The organism is Chryseobacterium sp. PET-29, assembly GCF_025736815.1.
GTDB classification, from domain to species: Bacteria; Bacteroidota; Bacteroidia; order Flavobacteriales; family Weeksellaceae; genus Chryseobacterium; species Chryseobacterium nepalense.
This window is the reverse complement of sequence record NZ_CP107053.1, coordinates 3,955,929-3,973,625: the sequence shown is the minus strand read 5'-3', so window position 1 is coordinate 3,973,625 and position 17,697 is coordinate 3,955,929. Positions and strand designations below refer to the sequence as shown.

Below are 17,697 nucleotides of genomic sequence, written 5' to 3'. Positions count from 1 at the left end.
TCCCAACCTGCTTATTTATAAAAACTAACTTGGCTTGATAAAGAAAGTATTAACAACTATTCTTTACCTTTCGAGTTTTCATGATTGTACCGTTTTGTTTAAAGATCTCCTGCGCTTTATAGTCGGAAATTACTATAATTCATTTTGTTTAACTACATTGTGATTATATAATTTAGTTCATTATTAAAATGATCTTTCACTAAATGGCTGTTATTGCTTCCATAAATAAAACCAGAATTTCCCATCTGATATTATCACCTTTGTGTGAATCTTGAGATACAAATATAGAACTTTAATTTTAATTCCAAAATAATTCTTAAGTTTTTTTCACACCTTCATGATAAAATTATTTTTATTCAATCCTGAAGTATGATATTGCCATGTTATGGATATAATATCGGTTATATTTTTTTTCATATCTCTGTAATTATCAGGCTTTTTCATTACAACATTGGCACCGGTTACAAAAGCCTCTTCTTCTTGTTCAGAAGATAAGTTGTCATTAAATACGATGATGGTCATAGGATCAAATTTCTGATTGGATTTAATTTCACCAAGACATTCAAGAGAATTTTTCAGGGGTAAAGAATAATTCATAAAAACAACTTCGGGCACTACAGAGTTTTCATTAAGATAAATCATCAGGTCTTTCCCGTTGCAGAACGTTTTTACTTTAACCTGAATTTTAAATTCCTGCAATATATTTTTGAAAAGAATGAGATTTCCTTCATCATCATCTGCCAGTAGCACATTGAGATATTCTTTTTTCATATTGCTCTGGAATAATAGGTATCGTGGCGCTGAACTTTTCTTCTCATCGCAATAATTTTCTGGAAATGCGACGGGGTAATTCCCGTAAGATTCTTAAACTGAGTACTCAGATGAGCAACACTGGAATAATTCAGGAGTTGAGCGATTTCCGTCAGGTTATATCTTTTGCCGATGATGAGTTCTTTGGCATATTCAATTTTCTGAATGATAATAAAGTTCTCTATTGAAGTATTTGTTGCATCAGAAAATACATTTGACAGATATCCATAGCTATGATTCAGTTTTTCCGCAATAAAAATGGAAGCTTTTACCGGCACGGCCTCATCCGAGCCTACAAATTCCGCTATGGTGTCTTTTATTTTCTGAACCAGTGCCGTTTTTTGACTTTCAATAATTTCAATACCGTAATCTTCCAGATTTTCTCTGAAAACTCTGCTTTGTTCCTGTGTAAGGGTTTCGTACAATTCTACTTCTCCAAAGTTAAGAAGCCTGTATTTCAGTCCCTGATCTTTTAGTTTTTCTTCCAATACCTTCATACAGAGCGTATTGAAATCAAATTTTACATACATTTTCATCCTTATTATATGTATTTAATGGTATTTGTAAATATAATAATTTTATATCAATTATAAGTGATATAATTAACATACTGTTAAAAATGTCTTATAAAAAAAATTCCTGTATTGATAAACACAGGAATTTAAACACTAAGGATGAAAAAAAATATACTGATCAAGCAATAATGCTTGAGACCAGGCAAATGAATGTATTTGTTATAAGTGACTTGGTTCTTTTACAAAGATGACACAAAAAGATACATCACATTTTATAGAATTATATTCAATTTTTATATAATTTTAAGTCAATCATGGGTGACATAAAACTCCATTTCATAATCATCCATTACAAAGTCGTTCCCGATATCTATCACCACTTCATTAAACACGGTAAATCCCTGAGATTCGTAGAATTTCTTTGCTGGATTATTTTTATTAACATTCAGGATTATTTTCCTGTCGTTCACAGAGGCTGCTTTTTCCTTTAAAAAATCAATGGCAGTTTTGCCAATTCCTTTGCCTTTACTTTCAGGAACAAGATAAATCCTATGAAGTTTTGTGGTGTATTCCTGATAGCCATGCTCATATCCCATAAAGCCTTCAAATGAATTATTATTTTCATCAAAAATTATATAATAATGGTAATCAGCATTTTGCATTTGCCGGATGATTTCATTTCGGGAATACATTGTTCCGAGCATATAATCTATCTGTTCTTGCGAAAGTAGGTCTTTATACGCTGCTTCCCAGGATTTTTCTGCAAGGTTCTGAATCAGCGGAATATCTTTTTCGTTAGCTTCTATAAATTTCATTTTGTAATTTTTATAAAATTTGATGTAAAAGTTATTGAAATTAAAATTATTACTGTTTTAAATTCATTAAAAAGGGTGAAAAGCCATAACCTTTTCACCCATATTATTATTAGAAATTTTTGAAGAGACAGTATATCAAAAGTATGATTCACTTTTTCTTCTTACATTTCACTTGTTACAAACTTTTATACCTCTAAATATTTGCCATTTCAGCCTTAATTTTTGTGTAAAGTCCTTCTGAAGCGGCCACAAGGGGAAGTCTGAGATAATTTTTAATAATTCCTTTTTCGGCAAGAACAACTTTAATTCCGCAAGGATTTCCTTCAGCAAAGATCAGCCTGGTAATTTCTACGAGCTTATTGTGGATTTCATAAGCTTCATCCACTTTTCTGTCAAATGCCAGCTGCACCATTGTAGAAAATTCTTTAGGATAAGCCTGGCCGATTACAGAAATCACACCATTACCTCCTGCAAGTGTAACAGGCAGTGTAAATTCATCATCTCCGGAAACAAGATTAAAACCTTCAGGCTTTTTTCTTAAAATATCAAAATACTGGAGAATATTCGGGGCCGCTTCTTTTATCATCAATAAATTCGGGAATTCCTTTGCAAGACGTAAAGTAGTTTCCGCTTCAATATTTTGTCCTGTACGTGACGGAACATTATAAATAATAATATTTTTTCCGGTGGAAGCCAGCATTTTATAATGCTGATAAAGTCCTTCCTGATTTGGTTTATTATAGTAAGGAGATACGGAAAGTACGGCTTCAAATGCGGAAAGATCCGTTTCTTCAATCTGTTTCTTAACTTCAAGAGTATTGTTTCCACCAATTCCAAGAACAAGCGGAACACGTTGATTAGTAACCTTAATGATATGCTCAATCACCTGTTTCTTCTCTTCTGCAGAAAGTGTTGCAGCCTCTGCTGTAGTTCCCAAAACAACTAAATAATTGGTTCCGTTTTCGATGTTGAAATCTACCAATCTGGTAAGACTTTCGAAATCTACGGATAAATCTTCATTAAAGGGCGTTACCAGCGCAACACCTACTCCTTTTAAAATGCTCATCTGTTAGAATAATTTTTTTCAAATTTAATAATTTACCCCAAGAATTTGTCATAAATAATAATGTTTTATTATACATATAATTATATTTGCATATACTAAAAGATATTATGAAATCGCTGGCTTAAAATTGTTTAGAAAAAACACTATAATTGCTATGATGACATAAAGACCTTTTTAAATAAAATTAAATTGCTGCATATGAAAAATAAATTCTTGTTACTAGGAATTGCTCTGGCCGCACTCTCCTCCTGCAAAACGGCTTCTCCGTTACAGGTAACAGAAGTGCAGACCCGGAAAAATATTTCTATTAATAATGAGCTAAAAAATGATGAGGAGTTTGTAAAAGTTATTGAGCCCTATAAACAAAAGCTGGATAAGGAGATGAACCAAAAAATCTCTTATACCGCAGTAGATCTTAACAAACAGGGAGACAACAGCAATCTGGGAAATCTTTTAGCGGATTATACTTTTGACGGGGCAGAAGAATGGGCCAAAAAAAATCTTAGTAAAGATGTAGATGCCGCCCTGATCAATATTGGAGGTATCCGTACAAGCATCGGGAAAGGTGATATTCTGCTCAAAAGTGTATTTGAAGTGATGCCTTTTGAAAATGAAGTGATCATCGTAAAAATGAAAGGATCAGACTTGCAGGGTCTTTTCGATTACTATGCAAAAACTCAGGTCAACAATCCTGTTTCTCATCTGTACATTGAAACCAATGACGGGCAGCTTACAAAATCCCTCATCAATGGCAAAACAATAAATCCGGATCAGGAGTATTATATTGCCACTTCAGATTATCTGGCACTGGGAGGTGATAACATGAAGTTTTTTTCAAAGGGGGAAATGATTCCAACCGGAATCAAACTCAGAGATCTTTTTATTGATTATTTTAAGAAAACCCCTGAGGTAAATCCCAATTCAGATATTCGTTTAAATTTTATCGGTAAGAAGCAATGAACAGAAAAAGTTTTTTAAAAGCAATAGGCGGCGGGACTCTGGCAATGGCTTTAGCTCCCAATATGATGATGGCCGAAGAACTGAATTTTGTTGATATGAAATCAACAAATAAACTTACTATTCTTCATACCAACGATCAGCACAGCAGAATTGAACCTTTTGATTCAAGTTATATTAAAAACCCTAATCAGGGAGGTTTTGCAAGGAGAGCAAGCCTTATACAGCAAATCAGAAACCAGGAATCCAATGTATTATTACTGGATTCAGGAGATATATTCCAGGGAACTCCCTACTTCAATTTTTTCGGAGGCGAGCTGGAATTCAGATTAATGTCTATGATGAAATATGATGCTTCCACCATGGGAAATCATGATTTTGATAACGGTCTGGACGGATTTTTAAAGGTTTTGCCAAATGCAAAATTTCCTTTTATCTGCTCTAATTACGACTTCAAGAATACAGTTCTGGACGGAAAAACTTCATCTTATAAAATCTTTAATAAAAACGGGATCAAAGTGGGGATTTTCGGTGTCGGAATTAAGCTGGACGGGCTTGTTGGCAAAAAGCAATACGGTGAAACCATTTACTCCGACCCTGTAGATGTAGCACAACACTATTCTAACTTCCTTAAGAATGAAGAGAAGTGTGATCTGGTGATCTGCCTTTCGCACATCGGTTACGATTATAAAGAAGATCCGGATAAAATAAGTGATAAAATCCTGGCTGCTAAAACTGAAAATATCGACCTTATTTTGGGTGGCCATACACATACTTTCCTTCCGGAACCCGAAACTTTTGTCAACAGACACGGTAAAAACGTCCTTGTCAACCAGGTAGGCTGGGCAGGACTTCTGTTAGGAAGAATAGATTTCTTTTTTGATATAAATAAAAACATAAAACATATTGCCTGGAACAATCAGGTAATCGACAGCAGTATAATAGCATAAGCATGAAAAAACTCTCTTTAATTTCTCTTGGTATTTTAGCATCCCTGCACGTTGCAAATGCACAGACTATTTCTTCAAAAAAATGGGCAGACCTGTTTTCTTATAACAATGTTATTGCCATGAAAGAAGATAACGGAAAAATAGTTGCAGCAGCAGAAAACGGGATTTTTTATTATACCATTTCATCAGGTGAAATTACCAAGCTGTCTAAAGCAAACGGCTTGCATGAGGTTAAAATTTCAGCATTCGATTACAATCCGCAGAATAAAATTGCGCTTATAGGATATCAGAACGGTTCGCTGGATGTTATTTCTCCCGACGGAATTACCTATGTTGTGGATATTCCTATTGCTACAGGGTATAACGGCAGCAAGAGAATTAATCATATCTCAATAACAGGAGACCTTGCAGTTATTTCGGTAGGTTACGGAGTTTCTATTTTTGATCTCAGGAAGAAAGAGTTTAAAGATTCTGCTTTTTTCTTATCAGGAGGTGTATATGAAGCGAGTAATGAAGCGACTATTTTCGGTAATAAAGTATTTTCGGTAACCAATACAGGCCTGAAAAGCCACGAAATGAATACAACATTTCCTGTATTCACCACATGGACAACTGAAATGGCGGGATCGTTCAGACATATTGATTCTGAAGGCATTTTAAGTTTTTCATCAGCAACCACAGGATATCTTTATAACAACGGCGCTTCTGTTCCTCTTTCTCAAACATTTACCAATGTGAAGGATGTTGTGGTGAACAGCAATAATATTGTTGTAACAGATCTAAACAGAGTTTACACATTCAATAACAACGGAAATTTTAACAATACCGTAAGTTTCGGTGAAGAATGTAATACGGCAACTACCGTAGGAAGCAGTGTGTATGGCGGAACGGTTTTATCAGGAATAAAAAATGAAAGCAACAATTCTTTCAAGCCCGACGGTCCTTATTTTAATTATGCCTACAAAATGAGTCTGTATGGTGAAAATCAACTCCTTGTATCTACGGGAGGAAGAGAAAACAGATTTAATACTGCCCTTAACAACCCAAAAAATCCCGGCTTTTATTACTTCAATGGTATGGAATGGATCTATCCTTCCTACTTCGTAGGAAATACTACAGGATTTAATGTCCTGGACGTTGTTTCAGACCCTGCAAGTCCGGATGATGTTTTCTTCACGAATTATACTACGGCGGAAGGACGCGGTGTATACAAGATGAAATATAATGCTGCCAGCAAGGATTTCACTTTTACCAAAAATTATAATCTAGGAACAACCAATCTGTATGCAAGACGGGCTGTAGGATTGGCTTTCGATGATGCAAACAATCTTTTTGTAAGCATCGCTTTTTCCAGTGACGGACCAGATGTTGGGCAGCTTACTGCAATCGGGGCTTACGACAGAGCAACTGATGATTTTCTTATAAAAAATACCACCACATTGGGTGCCGCACAAAAACCATTATTCTATGAAGGACTACTATGGATCCCGATCCCGAGGTTGAGTGCACTTGTTGCTTATGATGCTAAAAAAACAGTAAACACTTCTGATGATACCGCTTATATTCTGAACCAGGCCAATGGTTTCGATCCAAATTCCGGAGGTAATATTTCTGTAGCTTTGGATAAATCCGGAGATGCATGGATCGGTGGAGACTTGGGATTAAGGGTTTTACAGAATGCTGTTTCAGAAGTAAAAACTCCTGCAAGCGCTACTGTAGAGCCAATTATTATTGAACAGAACGGCCTTGGCGAAGAGCTTTTCAGAGATTCTCAGATTTTGCAGATTGAAGTGGATGCCGGTGATCACAAATGGGTTTCCGTGGATGGCGGTGGTGTCTATTATTTATCTTCAGACGGACAGCAAACCATAAAGCATTTTACTAAAGAAAATTCACCTCTTCCTACCAACAGTATTACCGATATTAAGGTTGACAAAAAAACAGGAAAAGTATATTTTGTTTCTTATGACGGAATTGTAACGTATCAGGGAGATGTTGCCGATGTAACTTCCGGCTTCGGAAACGTACTTGTATATCCGAATCCTGTAGTTTATTCCAATTTTAAAGGAAAAGTTACCATAAAAGGTCTTGCTGAAGTTACCAATATCAGGATTGCAGATGCAGCAGGAAATGTGGTGCACTCTGCTGTGGCAAGAGGCGGATATTATGAATGGGATCTTAATAACCAAAGAGGTAAAAGAGTAGCTTCAGGAATATATTTTGTACTGATGACAAATGAAGACGGATCTGATAAAGCAACGGCAAAGATTGCGGTAGTTAATTAATGAATTCACAAAACGGCTTTTTATTATCTTATATAAAATATGGTGAAAATGATGCGGTACTGCATTGTTTCACGGAAGAGGAAGGGTTTCAGTCTTATTTTCTGAAAGGTATTTATACTAAAAAAAATAAGAAAAAAGCCCTGCTCCTGCCATTGAGTAAACTTAATTTTTCACTGCTCCCACTCAGAGGAAATGGAATACAGACTATTTCCCGGTTTGAAATGATAAAAAGCAACGATATTTATACAGATATCCGTTGCAATTCAGTTGTATTTTTTATTTCAGACTTTCTGAATCAGAATTTAAAACATGAAAATAAAAATCATCATCTATTTTTCTGTCTGGAAGAATTTATTGATGAACTTGAAAACCAGAACTATCAATCTCATTTGATCTTTCTGATCAAAATTCTGAAAATTCAGGGCGTTGCCCCGCTACTGAACAATGGAAAATTTCTTGATCCTGAAACCGGTACATTTTCTTCTGAATTGATGCATCAGATATTTAATGAGGAGATTTCTGCGATATGGCTGGCAATTCTTTCTTCGGGAGATCCATACCGGATTAAAATCCTTTCGTCTCATAGAAAAGATTTCCTTGACAGCATTTTGGTGTATTATCATTATCATATTACAGATTTCAGGATTCCGCCATCATTGGAAGTCATTCAGCAAATTTTTGAATAAACATCATTCTTCAGGTGCTCAACTTTTTTTGGTCGGCATCTCAGTTTCGGATTCCGCAATTTTTTTCTTTGAAAACCTAGCCATAAGGATTTTTGCAACCAGCCCCGTCCAGCCTGTCTGGTGTGAAGCGCCTACTCCACGCCCATTATCTCCGTGAAAATATTCATAAAACAAAATATAATCCTTAAAATCCGGGTCAGACTGAAATCTTGGATACTGCCCGTTGAAAGGACGGTTTCCATCTTTATCTTTCAAAAATATATTGGACAGCCTTTTGCTGAGTTCATCTGCAATCTGATCAAGATTTAAATAATTTCCGCTTCCTGTAGGGCATTCTACCAGAAAATCCGGACTATAATAAAAGAAAAAACGTTGCAGGCTTTCAATAATTAAGAAATTTATAGGAAACCATACCGGGCCACGCCAGTTGCTGTTTCCCCCGAAAAGCCGGCTGTCACTTTCTGCAGGTGTATATTTTACGGTGTAGTCTTTACCGTTCAGATGCAGGCTAAACGGATTCTTTTCATATTCTTTAGAAAGGGCACGGACTCCGAAATCGCTTAGAAATTCTTCAGAATTAAGCATTCTGTGGAGCAATCTTTTTAAACGATGCCCGCGGAGAAGGGAAAGCAGGTGTTTTGAATCCTCCCCTTTTACCTCCCAATGAGAAACTAAAGCAGCCAGTTCCGGTTTATTCTCCAGTACCCACTGCATTCTTTTTTTAAAATTCGGAAGATTTTCGATCATTTCATCATCAATAATTTCAACTGCAAACATCGGAATAAGGCCAACAATTGTTCTGATTCTTAAATACATATGATCTTTTTCCCCGAATGAAAGCGCGTCGTAGAAGAACTCATCTTCATCATCCCAAAGACTGAAGCATTCATCCCCCATATTGGCAAGAGAATTGGCAATCGCCAGAAAATGTTCAAAAAACTTTATGGCCATTTCTTCGTAAACCTTATTGTACAAGGCGAGTTCTAAAGCGATTCTCATCATATTAAGGGCAAACATGGCCATCCAACTCGTACCATCCGACTGCTCCAGGTGTTCACCATCGGGAAGCGGCGTATTACGATCAAAAACCCCGATATTATCTAATCCTAAAAAGCCGCCTTCGAAAATATTGTTTCCGTTATTATCCTTTTTATTGACCCACCAGGTAAAATTCATCAGCAGTTTTTGAAATGCACTTTCCAGGAACGGAAGGTCCGGTTTTCCTTTTAAATATTCATCAATTTTAAAAACTCTGAAAACGGCCCATGCGTGAACCGGCGGATTCACATCATTAAAATCCCATTCGTAAGCCGGAAGCTGCCCATTGGGATGCATATACCATTCAAAAAGGAATAATTTCAGCTGATGTTTGGCAAAATCAGGGTCAATCAATGAAAAGCTGATCGTATGAAAAGCCAGATCCCACGTTGCATACCATGGATATTCCCATTTATCCGGCATTGAAATAATATGTTCATTATTGAGATGTTTCCACTGGAAATTCCGGATCTTATCCCGGGATTTTGGAGGTTGCGGTTGGTCAGGATCGCCTTTCAGCCACTTTTCGACATTATAATGGTAAAACATTTTACTCCAAAGCATTCCCGCAAAAGCCTGCCGCTGTACCAGTTTTTCATCTTCCGTTTTAATTCCGTCCTGAATTTCTTCGTAAAATTCATCGGCTTCCTGTTTTCGCTGACTGAAAATTTCATCAAATCCGGAAAAAGGCTTCTTAAGATCCTTATCGGATAACCTGAATTTAAAAATTTTTTCTTCTTTTGGATTAAAACTCTCATTGATTAAAAAAGCCGCCTTCGTACCAATATTCTTAGGGTTTACGGATTGTGGATTTCCATTAATAATAAAATCATTGATTCCGTCTTTGGTGTAATCGCTTTGGTTGGGACACTGATACAGTTTTTCATTATTGGTTTCATTATCACAGAATAAAATTAGTTCTGCATTCTCTGCATAAAAGTTTTTGATTTCTAAATCCTTATGTTGAATTTTTACATTATTTCCCTCGCCCGAATTTAGCTGGGGCATATAATCATCATAACCCCACCGCCATGTATTTCTGAACCATAAAGCCGGCAGAATCACCAGAGGAGCTTTGTTTTCTGATTTATTGACAAGGGTAAGCCGAATCAGAATATCCTGATCATCGGCTTTTGCATATTCGATGAAAATATCAAAGTACTCATTTTTATCAAAAATTCCTGTATCAATCAACTCATATTCAGGGTCCTGTTTGCCCCTTTCTGCGTTTGTTTTAATGAGGTCTTCATAAGGAAATGTATTTTGAGGATATTTGTAAAGCATCTTCATGTAAGAATGCGTCGGTGTGGAATCCAGATAATAGTAATACTCCTTTACATCTTCTCCGTGATTTCCCTGTCCGTTGGTAAGCCCGAAGAACCGCTCTTTTACCATTTTATCTTTCTTATTCCAGAAGCCGAAAGAAAATACGAGCTTCTGAAGGTCATCGCAAATGCCACAGATGCCTTCTTCTCCCCAACGATATGCTTTTGCCTCTGCCGTATCGTGTGTAGTATAGTTCCAGGCGTCTCCGTTGGGACTATAGTCTTCACGAACCAATCCCCATTCCCGGTTGCTGACGTAAGGCCCCCATTTTTTCCAGGTGATGTCAGAGACTCTTTCTTTTTCTTTCATGCTTCTGCTTATGATTGATTTATGATGATTTATGATATCTGTTCTTTTTGAACATAAAGACAGATGCTTCCTTCGTCAGAATAACAGCTGTTTCGGTTATTTTTAAAACAACTTTGCTAACTATTATTTTTTTGACAAACGCAAAGGGTTCGTGCTTCACCTTAAAGTCTGCCTCTTCTACTTTGACGAAGATGCGCCCCGGATTGAACGGCCTGTCTGAGCTCTTTTTCTGTTTTTCGGCGGCAAAGCGCCGCCGAAAAACAGAAAAAAGCGAGTAGTGAAAGCCGGAAATGTGCGCCCCAATTTATCCTCCTGTAGAAAAGCTTTCAAAAGTGGTCATTCCCCCGTCTACAAATATACTCGCCCCTGAAATATAGTCTGCGTGATCACTGGCCAGAAATACGGCAAGATTTCCGATATCTTCCGGTTGACCGATTCTGTTGTAAGGGACAAGTTTCATGAGGGCATTCATGGATTCCGGAGTACTCCATGCGTTTTTATTAATCGGTGTCTGAATGGCACCCGGGCAAATGGAATTGACGCGAATTTTGTCTGCCCCGTATTCCTGAGCAAGCGTCTGCATCAACATGCGGATTGCTCCTTTGCTGGCTGCATAATTGGCGTGTCCGGCCCAGGGAATAACTTCATGAACCGAGCTGATATGAATAATTTTTCCGCACGCAATGGATCGTGAGGGATCGATACCGCGGCGAAGAAATTCTTTTATCGCTTCACGGGCACATAAGAACTGGCCTGTAAGGTTGATATTGATTACAGTATTCCATTGGTCGAGGGTCATTTCCGTGAATTTAGCATCTTTCTGGACCCCTGCATTGTTGATAAGAATATCAACAGTTCCGAATTGTGAAATGACCTGCTGAAACATTTTGACGACCTGCTCTTCACTGGAAACATCACATTGGTAAATCATTCCGTTTCCGCCGGCGTCCGTTATTTCCTTTAAAATTTTACCGGCTTCATCTGCTGAATGTTCTGATGAATGATTTACGATGACAGTAGCTCCGGCGGCAGCAAGTGATTTTGCAATCCCCGAACCTATTCCGCTGGAAGCCCCGGTGACAATGGCAACCTGGTTTTTGAGAGAAATTTCCATGTTTTATTATTTGATGTTACTCAAATTTAGCTGAAAGGATCACGCCAAACATAAAAATTTCACTTAAAAAATTCTTAAAGTTTTTTGTACATAATATATTGCGGTCCGCTTCTTCCGATTCTGGTTTTTCCCTCGTAGTGATATCCTGTATTGCGATATAGCTGATAAGCGGTAATGTTGTTCTGGTTTACGGCAAGTACGATTTCATCGCAGTTTTTAAAATTCTCACGGACAAATTCATCAACCTTAATCATCGCTGCCTTTCCGATGCCTTTCCCCTGCAGTTCAGGATTCACTGAAAACGAACGCAACAGCATGGCTTGTTTGTTATCGGTAAGTTCTAATTTGTCACTCCCAAAATCCAGCACCAGAAATCCGCAGGGATTTTCATCCTCGAAAATAGTTATCGGAAAGGCAAGAGTATCCTTTCGTTCTTCGATTTTTTTTAATGCCTGCTCTGCAGTAGCCGTATATTGCATCTGATCTTCGTCCAGAGCATAATTTACTCCCGGAAAATCTTTTTGTTCAAAAAAACTTAACTGTATCATAATATTAGTGATGATAAATGTCTTCGTACATTACTCCCGCTTTGATTTCAACGGGCAGCCTGTTTTCTTCAGGAACAATCGGGCAATTGTAATCATAGGCATTGTACGCACAATAAGGTTGGTATGATGTATTGAAATCTAAAGTAATAGTGTCACCTTCAGGAGTTTTTAGATCCATATATTTTCCGCCGCCATAGGTTTCTTTTCCGTTGGTCGCATCACGAAATGGCAGAAAAAGATAATCTTTGTATTTCTTTTGTTTGAGTAAATCTAAGCTTTGATAAAGCTTTAATGTGTAGGATTTTCCGTCAAGTTGAAAAGTTGCTTTCCCATATTCTCTATACGACTTTGATTTCCCGGAAGAAGTAGGAAGATCAAAAGGTTCTGCATTTTCCGTTCTGGTAAATTTTGCGGTCACTCTGTATTTTTCATCAATTGGGAAGAAAGGATGCTGTTTGAAATTTTTGAAATTTTCTCCGCGCAAAGGTGTTTCTTTAGGGTTGAGGTATTCGGCATTCAGCTCTTTTTGAAATTTTTTCACCACAGCTATTTCTTGTGAATCTTTTTGGGAAAAGATCAGCACAGGCAAAAATAAGAATAGAAGTATGTAGTTTTTCATAATAAATATTTTAACCACTAAGAACCAATTAAAAAGTTAATTATAATAGAAGCAATAAGTTTCTTGTATTAAAGAGATTTCCAGCACGACTTAAATTTTACATATGTTTAATTTCCTCTTAACGGTTTAACTATAGGTAAGATTCCGAAATTTTTACCCGGTAAATATCAGAGGAATTTCTTTTGATCGATTCTACAAAAAATCCTCCTTCCTCGGGAATAACTTCTTTCAGATCAAAACTTTTACAGCCTTTAGGAAGTCCTGAAAAAACCAGGGTAAACCAAAAGTCTTTCATAAACGGTACCGGTGTCCAGTTCGGATAAATGGTGATATTTTCCGCATGAATCAGTCTGCTTCTGTGATCCGACTGGTTATCAAAAAGATAGGTTGAATGCCAGATTCTGATCAAATTTCCCAAAAATGGGGAAGCCGGGAAACAACAATGTACAATCACCTGCTGTTCTTCCTGAACTTCAGTTTGCAGGGATTCCAGTAATTCTTTAACAATAACAGGTTTTGCTATAGTTTCTGACATATTTTTAATATAGTAAGCCGTGAAAAGTAAAATGTGAGAAGCTGATTGTATAAAAGTAAAAATTGAATTGCATCAACTAATAACATCTTACCTCTCACTTCTTCCTTCTTACATCCTACTTTTAATATTTAAGTTGTAATTTTTCTTTTGTATAATTTCTCACTTTTTCGGTGAGCTCCGGATTCGCAGCAAGTTTCTGTCCATAAGATGGGATCATTTCCATCAGCTTGTCTTTCCATTCTCCGTTAAGCTTTTCAGGGAAGCATCTTTCAAGGACATTCAGCATGGCGTATACTGCCGTTGACGCACCGGGTGAAGCCCCCAGTAATGATGCGATAGTCCCTCTTTTATTAACAACCACTTCAGTTCCGAACTCCAGTTTTCCACCGTCTTTTTCATCTTTTTTAATGATCTGTACTCTTTGTCCGGCTACTTTAAGTTCCCAGTCTTCTTCTTTGGCATCTTTGATAAATTCTCTCAAATGCTGAATTCTCTGCGCCTTCGTCATGGCAACCTGCTGAATAAGATATTTTGTTAAGGGAATGTTATGCCACCAGGCTCCGAAAAGCGACCTTATATTTTTTGTATTCACACTTTCCGGAAGATCCAAATAACTCCCCTCTTTCAGAAACTTTGTTGAAAATCCTGCGAAAGGACCGAATAATAAAGCTTTCTCACCATCTATAATTCTCAGATCCAGGTGTGGAACGGACATTGGCGGGGCATCAACGGTTGCCTGTGTATATACTTTTGCATTATGTTTCTCCACCAATTCCTGATTATGACTTACCAGCCATTCTCCTGAAACCGGAAAACCTCCATACCCTTCACTTTCTTTAATATCTGAACTGTCCAATAGCGGTAAAGCATATCCTCCAGCGCCGATGAATACAAAACTTGCTTCCACTTCCTGTTTATGATTGTGAATTCTATCTTTTACCTTCATGTCCCAGCTTCCGTCTTCTTTAGGATCAATATCCTTTACTTCATGGTATAAGAATACTTCAACATTGGAGTCTTCCAGCAAATGTCTTCCCATTTTTCTTGTTAAAGTACCAAAATTAACATCAGTTCCCATATTCATTTTGGTAGCAGCCATTATCTCAGAACCGTTTCTTTTACTCATAACAAGGGGAATCCACTCTTTCAGTTTTCCATGATCGGTGGTAAATTCCATTCCTTTAAACAAAATTGATTCCGACATTTTTTCATGACGTTTTTTGAGGTATTCGGCGTCTTTTTCTCCAAAAACCAAACTCATGTGCGGACAGGAATTGATAAAATCCTTCGGCTGCTGTATATATCCTTTGGTAATCAGATAAGACCAGAATTGCTTGGAAATTTCAAACTGTTCTGCTATACTTTCTGCTTTTGAGATATCGATGGTTCCATCTGGTTTTTCGGGGGTATAGTTGAGCTCACAAAACGCGGAATGTCCTGTTCCTGCATTATTCCAGGCAGCGGTGCTTTCTTTGGCGAATCTTCCCAGCCTCTCGAAAATAGCGATTTCAAGGTCAGGATCAAATTCATGTAATAATGTAGCTAAAGTGGCACTCATAATTCCGCCACCTATGAGAACAACGTCGTATTTAGGTTTCGGCGTTCTACCTGTAAGCGTTTGTGACATAATTTTAATTTTATTATCTCAAAGTTCGGGAAAAGTTATTAAAATCTTGACTCGTTTATGGAATTTAACATGATTTTAGGTTAGATGATCAGGTTAAATTTAAGCTGAGAAATTATATCACATTTTATAATAAAAAATTAGCATGATATCGTTGCTAATAATGTAATATTATCGGCAAAAATGTCATGCTTAACTTTTTATGTATTAGAATTAATTCAGTTTTGTAGTCAGTTTTTTAAACTGTTTTTCGGCATTTTTACCTTCGTATAAAATACCATAAATGGTATCGACAATAGGTAGCTTTAATCCTTTGTCTTTCGATGTTTTATAAATTGAGTCTGCCGCATAATATCCTTCTGCGATCATATTCATCGACTGGATTGCAGATTTTACCGTGTACCCCTTCCCGATAAGGTTTCCTAAGTTTCTGTTTCTTGAAAATAAAGAGTACGCTGTTACCAATAAATCTCCTAAATATGCACTTTCATTAACATCTCTTGGTGCTTCATAAATGGATTCCAGGAAAGTTTCCATTTCACGGATGGCATTTGATACGAAAACAGCGGTGAAGTTGTCTCCATACCCCAAGCCGCTTGCAATACCTGCTCCGATGGCGAAAATATTTTTAAGGATTGCGCTGTATTCATTTCCCAAAATATCTTTACTGGAATGTACCTTGATAAAATCTGAATTGAAAATATTTACAAGCTTTTCGGAAGTTTCATCTTCCACCGTGGCTATGGTGAGATAAGAAAGTCTTTCCATCGCGACTTCTTCTGCATGGCAAGGCCCTGCAATAACTGCCTGGTTTCGGAATCCTATTTTGAATTCATCTCTCAGATAATGGGCTACCACATCATTTACTTTAGGAATAATCCCTTTAATTGCAGAAACAAAAATTTTATTTTTATAGTCACAGGTCATTTTATCCAGTGTATCAGACAGATAGATAGAGGGTGTTGCCAATACAATCGTCTCACAGGAAGTGACAAGTTCGTTGATATCGGTAGTAAGCTTTAAGTTTTTCAGATTGAAATTAACTGCAGTAAGATAGGTGGGATTGTGCCCTCTTTGCTCAATGGCGCCTTTTACATATTCGTTTCTCACGCACCAATGTACTGTTTTACAGTTTTCAACCAGCATTTTTACGATAGCCGTTGCAAAACTTCCGCTTCCTACCACGCCTACGGCAACATCATTTTTGCTTTTTTTCGGATTCGATTCTGTATTCGTTTTCTTTTTAGCCATAATAGAAATGTGAACTGCAAATATATTAAAACAAAGAATGATGAGCCCTTTTCAGGGTATGATAAAACCCATTTTATTTCAAAATTAATATATCAGGACAATGAAATGTTTAATTCTCCGTTATTTATAGAAATATTTATTTTTTTATTAAACATAAGTTCAAAAATTTATTTTTAATTAAATTTGCAGGCTTAAAATCGTTTTGTAATTATACTAAGAGAAGAAAAATGAAAAAATTTCTGAGCAGCAAAAAGAAAGTAAATGTACTTTTAGGAGTTCTTTTACTTATCGTTTTTGCACAGGGGATCTTCATTGCAAAGTTGTACTCCGAAAAGGACGACAAAAACTATGAGGTGAATCTTGTAAAAATAAACACTGAAAAAGACAGTGTAGATTACTTAAAAATGAAGACGGATCTTACCTTGGTAGATCAGACTGTAGCACAGCTCAATTCTTTCCTGAAATCAAAGGATGTGCCGAATGTAAAGCTGGAGGTTCTTAAAAAAGACAGTATTTCCAATTCCGTTTATCTCGCGAAACAAGCCAACCGGTACAGCCAGTATCTGATGGACATTCAAAAAAAACTTCTTCAGGTTCCTTTAGGAATGCCTACGGAAGGGTATATTTCGTCTAATTTCGGAATCAGAAAAAATCCTATTCCTTTTAAAACCGTTTTTGCTTCCGTAAAAAACAATACCGCAAAATCAGCCGTTGCCGTTGCAGCTCCTGAAGTGAAAGCGGAACCTGTGGAAAAGATTATTGAAGTAACCGACAGTTACGGCGAAAAACGACAGGTAAAGGTAATGGTAACGCCAAAAGCCAGTTCTACAGCTGCTGCCACAAATACATCTTCAGCTATTGCAGCAAATACCAAACCGGCAGAAAAAAATAATCCTCCCGCTGAAGCAGATCAGATGCAGTTTCATAAAGGACTGGATATTGCAGTCGCTTTTGGTTCTGATGTTGTAGCAACTGCTGCAGGAACGGTTATTTTCTCAGGTCAGAAAGGTGGTTATGGCAACTGTGTTATTGTTTCTCATGGCAATGGTTTGGCAACACTTTACGGCCATTTATCACAACTGGTTGCGAAAGTAAATGATAAGGTAAAAGTAGGTCAGGTGATTGCCAAGTCCGGAAATTCCGGCCGTTCCACAGGGCCTCACCTTCATTATGAAGTACATAAAAACAACAGCCCGGTGAATCCGAAGCTGTTTATGAATTTATAATTTTATAATTATTTATATTGACA

The 17,697-nt window shown here is 37.0% G+C and carries 16 protein-coding genes; 5 read left to right on the top strand and 11 right to left on the bottom strand.

The annotated features are described in order from the left end of the window. Window positions 1-327: 327 nt before the first annotated feature. From ODE14_RS17995 to dapA, 4 genes are all read right to left on the bottom strand, one after another. On the bottom strand, window positions 328-771 hold the full coding sequence (locus ODE14_RS17995) for a response regulator (RefSeq protein ID WP_263602394.1): 444 nt from the start codon (window positions 769-771) through the stop codon (window positions 328-330). Next, window positions 768-1,346: a helix-turn-helix domain-containing protein gene (locus tag ODE14_RS17990; protein WP_248394681.1), complete on the bottom strand. Its 579-nt coding sequence runs from the start codon at window positions 1,344-1,346 to the stop codon at window positions 768-770. The genes ODE14_RS17995 and ODE14_RS17990 overlap by 4 nt, the downstream gene beginning before the upstream one ends. A 287-nt stretch (window positions 1,347-1,633) precedes the next feature. Next, window positions 1,634-2,140, bottom strand: a complete 507-nt coding sequence (locus ODE14_RS17985; RefSeq protein WP_263602393.1) for a GNAT family N-acetyltransferase — start codon at window positions 2,138-2,140, stop codon at window positions 1,634-1,636. 193 nt (window positions 2,141-2,333) lie between these two features. Continuing rightward, a complete protein-coding gene (gene dapA, locus ODE14_RS17980) occupies window positions 2,334-3,206 on the bottom strand; it encodes a 4-hydroxy-tetrahydrodipicolinate synthase (protein WP_248394683.1) in 873 nt (290 codons plus the stop codon). Between the two features lie 198 nt (window positions 3,207-3,404). On the opposite strand from dapA, the gene ODE14_RS17975 reads away from it, so the two are divergent. Genes ODE14_RS17975 through recO form a run of 4 tightly spaced genes read left to right on the top strand, consistent with a single transcriptional unit; the run spans window position 3,405 to window position 8,084 of the window. Further along, window positions 3,405-4,166 carry a 5'-nucleotidase C-terminal domain-containing protein gene (locus ODE14_RS17975; protein WP_263602392.1) on the top strand — a complete coding sequence of 254 codons (762 nt, stop codon included), beginning with the start codon at window positions 3,405-3,407 and terminating at the stop codon, window positions 4,164-4,166. Then, entirely contained in the window at window positions 4,163-5,113 is a 951-nt protein-coding gene (locus ODE14_RS17970; protein WP_248394686.1) for a bifunctional metallophosphatase/5'-nucleotidase, read from the top strand. Before ODE14_RS17975 ends, ODE14_RS17970 begins: the two co-directional genes overlap by 4 nt. A 2-nt stretch (window positions 5,114-5,115) precedes the next feature. Then, the gene (locus ODE14_RS17965; protein WP_263602391.1) at window positions 5,116-7,398 is read left to right on the top strand and encodes a T9SS type A sorting domain-containing protein; all 2,283 of its coding nucleotides are present in this window, start codon (window positions 5,116-5,118) and stop codon (window positions 7,396-7,398) included. Continuing rightward, window positions 7,398-8,084: a DNA repair protein RecO gene (recO, locus tag ODE14_RS17960; RefSeq protein ID WP_263602390.1), complete on the top strand. Its 687-nt coding sequence runs from the start codon at window positions 7,398-7,400 to the stop codon at window positions 8,082-8,084. The genes ODE14_RS17965 and recO overlap by 1 nt, the downstream gene beginning before the upstream one ends. An 18-nt stretch (window positions 8,085-8,102) precedes the next feature. On the opposite strand, the gene ODE14_RS17955 is transcribed toward recO, so the two are convergent. From ODE14_RS17955 to ODE14_RS17925, 7 genes are all read right to left on the bottom strand, one after another. Continuing rightward, window positions 8,103-10,757 (bottom strand): MGH1-like glycoside hydrolase domain-containing protein, encoded by a 2,655-nt coding sequence (locus ODE14_RS17955; protein WP_263602389.1) that lies wholly within the window; start codon window positions 10,755-10,757, stop codon window positions 8,103-8,105. A 304-nt stretch (window positions 10,758-11,061) separates the two neighbouring features. Beyond that, the gene (locus ODE14_RS17950) at window positions 11,062-11,871 is read right to left on the bottom strand and encodes a glucose 1-dehydrogenase (protein WP_263602388.1); all 810 of its coding nucleotides are present in this window, start codon (window positions 11,869-11,871) and stop codon (window positions 11,062-11,064) included. 74 nt (window positions 11,872-11,945) lie between these two features. Next, entirely contained in the window at window positions 11,946-12,419 is a 474-nt protein-coding gene (locus tag ODE14_RS17945) for a GNAT family N-acetyltransferase (protein ID WP_263602387.1), read from the bottom strand. A gap of 4 nt (window positions 12,420-12,423) precedes the next feature. Beyond that, window positions 12,424-13,038 carry a DUF1684 domain-containing protein gene (locus ODE14_RS17940; RefSeq protein WP_263602386.1) on the bottom strand — a complete coding sequence of 205 codons (615 nt, stop codon included), beginning with the start codon at window positions 13,036-13,038 and terminating at the stop codon, window positions 12,424-12,426. Window positions 13,039-13,168: 130 nt separating this feature from the next. Next, window positions 13,169-13,573: a hypothetical protein gene (locus ODE14_RS17935; protein ID WP_263602385.1), complete on the bottom strand. Its 405-nt coding sequence runs from the start codon at window positions 13,571-13,573 to the stop codon at window positions 13,169-13,171. A gap of 121 nt (window positions 13,574-13,694) precedes the next feature. Then, the gene (gene mqo, locus ODE14_RS17930; RefSeq protein ID WP_263602384.1) at window positions 13,695-15,200 is read right to left on the bottom strand and encodes a malate dehydrogenase (quinone); all 1,506 of its coding nucleotides are present in this window, start codon (window positions 15,198-15,200) and stop codon (window positions 13,695-13,697) included. A 210-nt stretch (window positions 15,201-15,410) separates the two neighbouring features. Next, on the bottom strand, window positions 15,411-16,448 hold the full coding sequence (locus ODE14_RS17925) for an NAD(P)H-dependent glycerol-3-phosphate dehydrogenase (RefSeq protein WP_248394698.1): 1,038 nt from the start codon (window positions 16,446-16,448) through the stop codon (window positions 15,411-15,413). A 227-nt stretch (window positions 16,449-16,675) separates the two neighbouring features. Here ODE14_RS17925 and ODE14_RS17920 point away from each other — a divergent pair, with 227 nt between their 5' ends. After that, window positions 16,676-17,674, top strand: coding sequence for a M23 family metallopeptidase (locus ODE14_RS17920; RefSeq protein ID WP_263602383.1), 999 nt, complete (start codon window positions 16,676-16,678; stop codon window positions 17,672-17,674). The last annotated feature ends 23 nt before the right edge of the window (window positions 17,675-17,697 follow it).

What these genes read in the sequence shown, in the direction of transcription:
- ODE14_RS17935 (WP_263602385.1), bottom strand. Translation starts at nt 13,573, where the DNA reads ATGTCAGAAACTATAGCAAAACCTGTTATTGTTAAAGAATTACTGGAA.
- ODE14_RS17945 (WP_263602387.1), bottom strand. Translation starts at nt 12,419, where the DNA reads ATGATACAGTTAAGTTTTTTTGAACAAAAAGATTTTCCGGGAGTAAAT.
- ODE14_RS17920 (WP_263602383.1), top strand. Translation starts at nt 16,676, where the DNA reads ATGAAAAAATTTCTGAGCAGCAAAAAGAAAGTAAATGTACTTTTAGGA.
- ODE14_RS17975 (WP_263602392.1), top strand. Translation starts at nt 3,405, where the DNA reads ATGAAAAATAAATTCTTGTTACTAGGAATTGCTCTGGCCGCACTCTCC.
- ODE14_RS17985 (WP_263602393.1), bottom strand. Translation starts at nt 2,140, where the DNA reads ATGAAATTTATAGAAGCTAACGAAAAAGATATTCCGCTGATTCAGAAC.
- ODE14_RS17970 (WP_248394686.1), top strand. Translation starts at nt 4,163, where the DNA reads ATGAACAGAAAAAGTTTTTTAAAAGCAATAGGCGGCGGGACTCTGGCA.
- ODE14_RS17950 (WP_263602388.1), bottom strand. Translation starts at nt 11,871, where the DNA reads ATGGAAATTTCTCTCAAAAACCAGGTTGCCATTGTCACCGGGGCTTCC.
- ODE14_RS17925 (WP_248394698.1), bottom strand. Translation starts at nt 16,448, where the DNA reads ATGGCTAAAAAGAAAACGAATACAGAATCGAATCCGAAAAAAAGCAAA.
- recO (WP_263602390.1), top strand. Translation starts at nt 7,398, where the DNA reads ATGAATTCACAAAACGGCTTTTTATTATCTTATATAAAATATGGTGAA.
- ODE14_RS17995 (WP_263602394.1), bottom strand. Translation starts at nt 771, where the DNA reads ATGAAAAAAGAATATCTCAATGTGCTACTGGCAGATGATGATGAAGGA.
- ODE14_RS17965 (WP_263602391.1), top strand. Translation starts at nt 5,116, where the DNA reads ATGAAAAAACTCTCTTTAATTTCTCTTGGTATTTTAGCATCCCTGCAC.
- mqo (WP_263602384.1), bottom strand. Translation starts at nt 15,200, where the DNA reads ATGTCACAAACGCTTACAGGTAGAACGCCGAAACCTAAATACGACGTT.
- ODE14_RS17940 (WP_263602386.1), bottom strand. Translation starts at nt 13,038, where the DNA reads ATGAAAAACTACATACTTCTATTCTTATTTTTGCCTGTGCTGATCTTT.
- ODE14_RS17955 (WP_263602389.1), bottom strand. Translation starts at nt 10,757, where the DNA reads ATGAAAGAAAAAGAAAGAGTCTCTGACATCACCTGGAAAAAATGGGGG.
- ODE14_RS17990 (WP_248394681.1), bottom strand. Translation starts at nt 1,346, where the DNA reads ATGAAAATGTATGTAAAATTTGATTTCAATACGCTCTGTATGAAGGTA.
- dapA (WP_248394683.1), bottom strand. Translation starts at nt 3,206, where the DNA reads ATGAGCATTTTAAAAGGAGTAGGTGTTGCGCTGGTAACGCCCTTTAAT.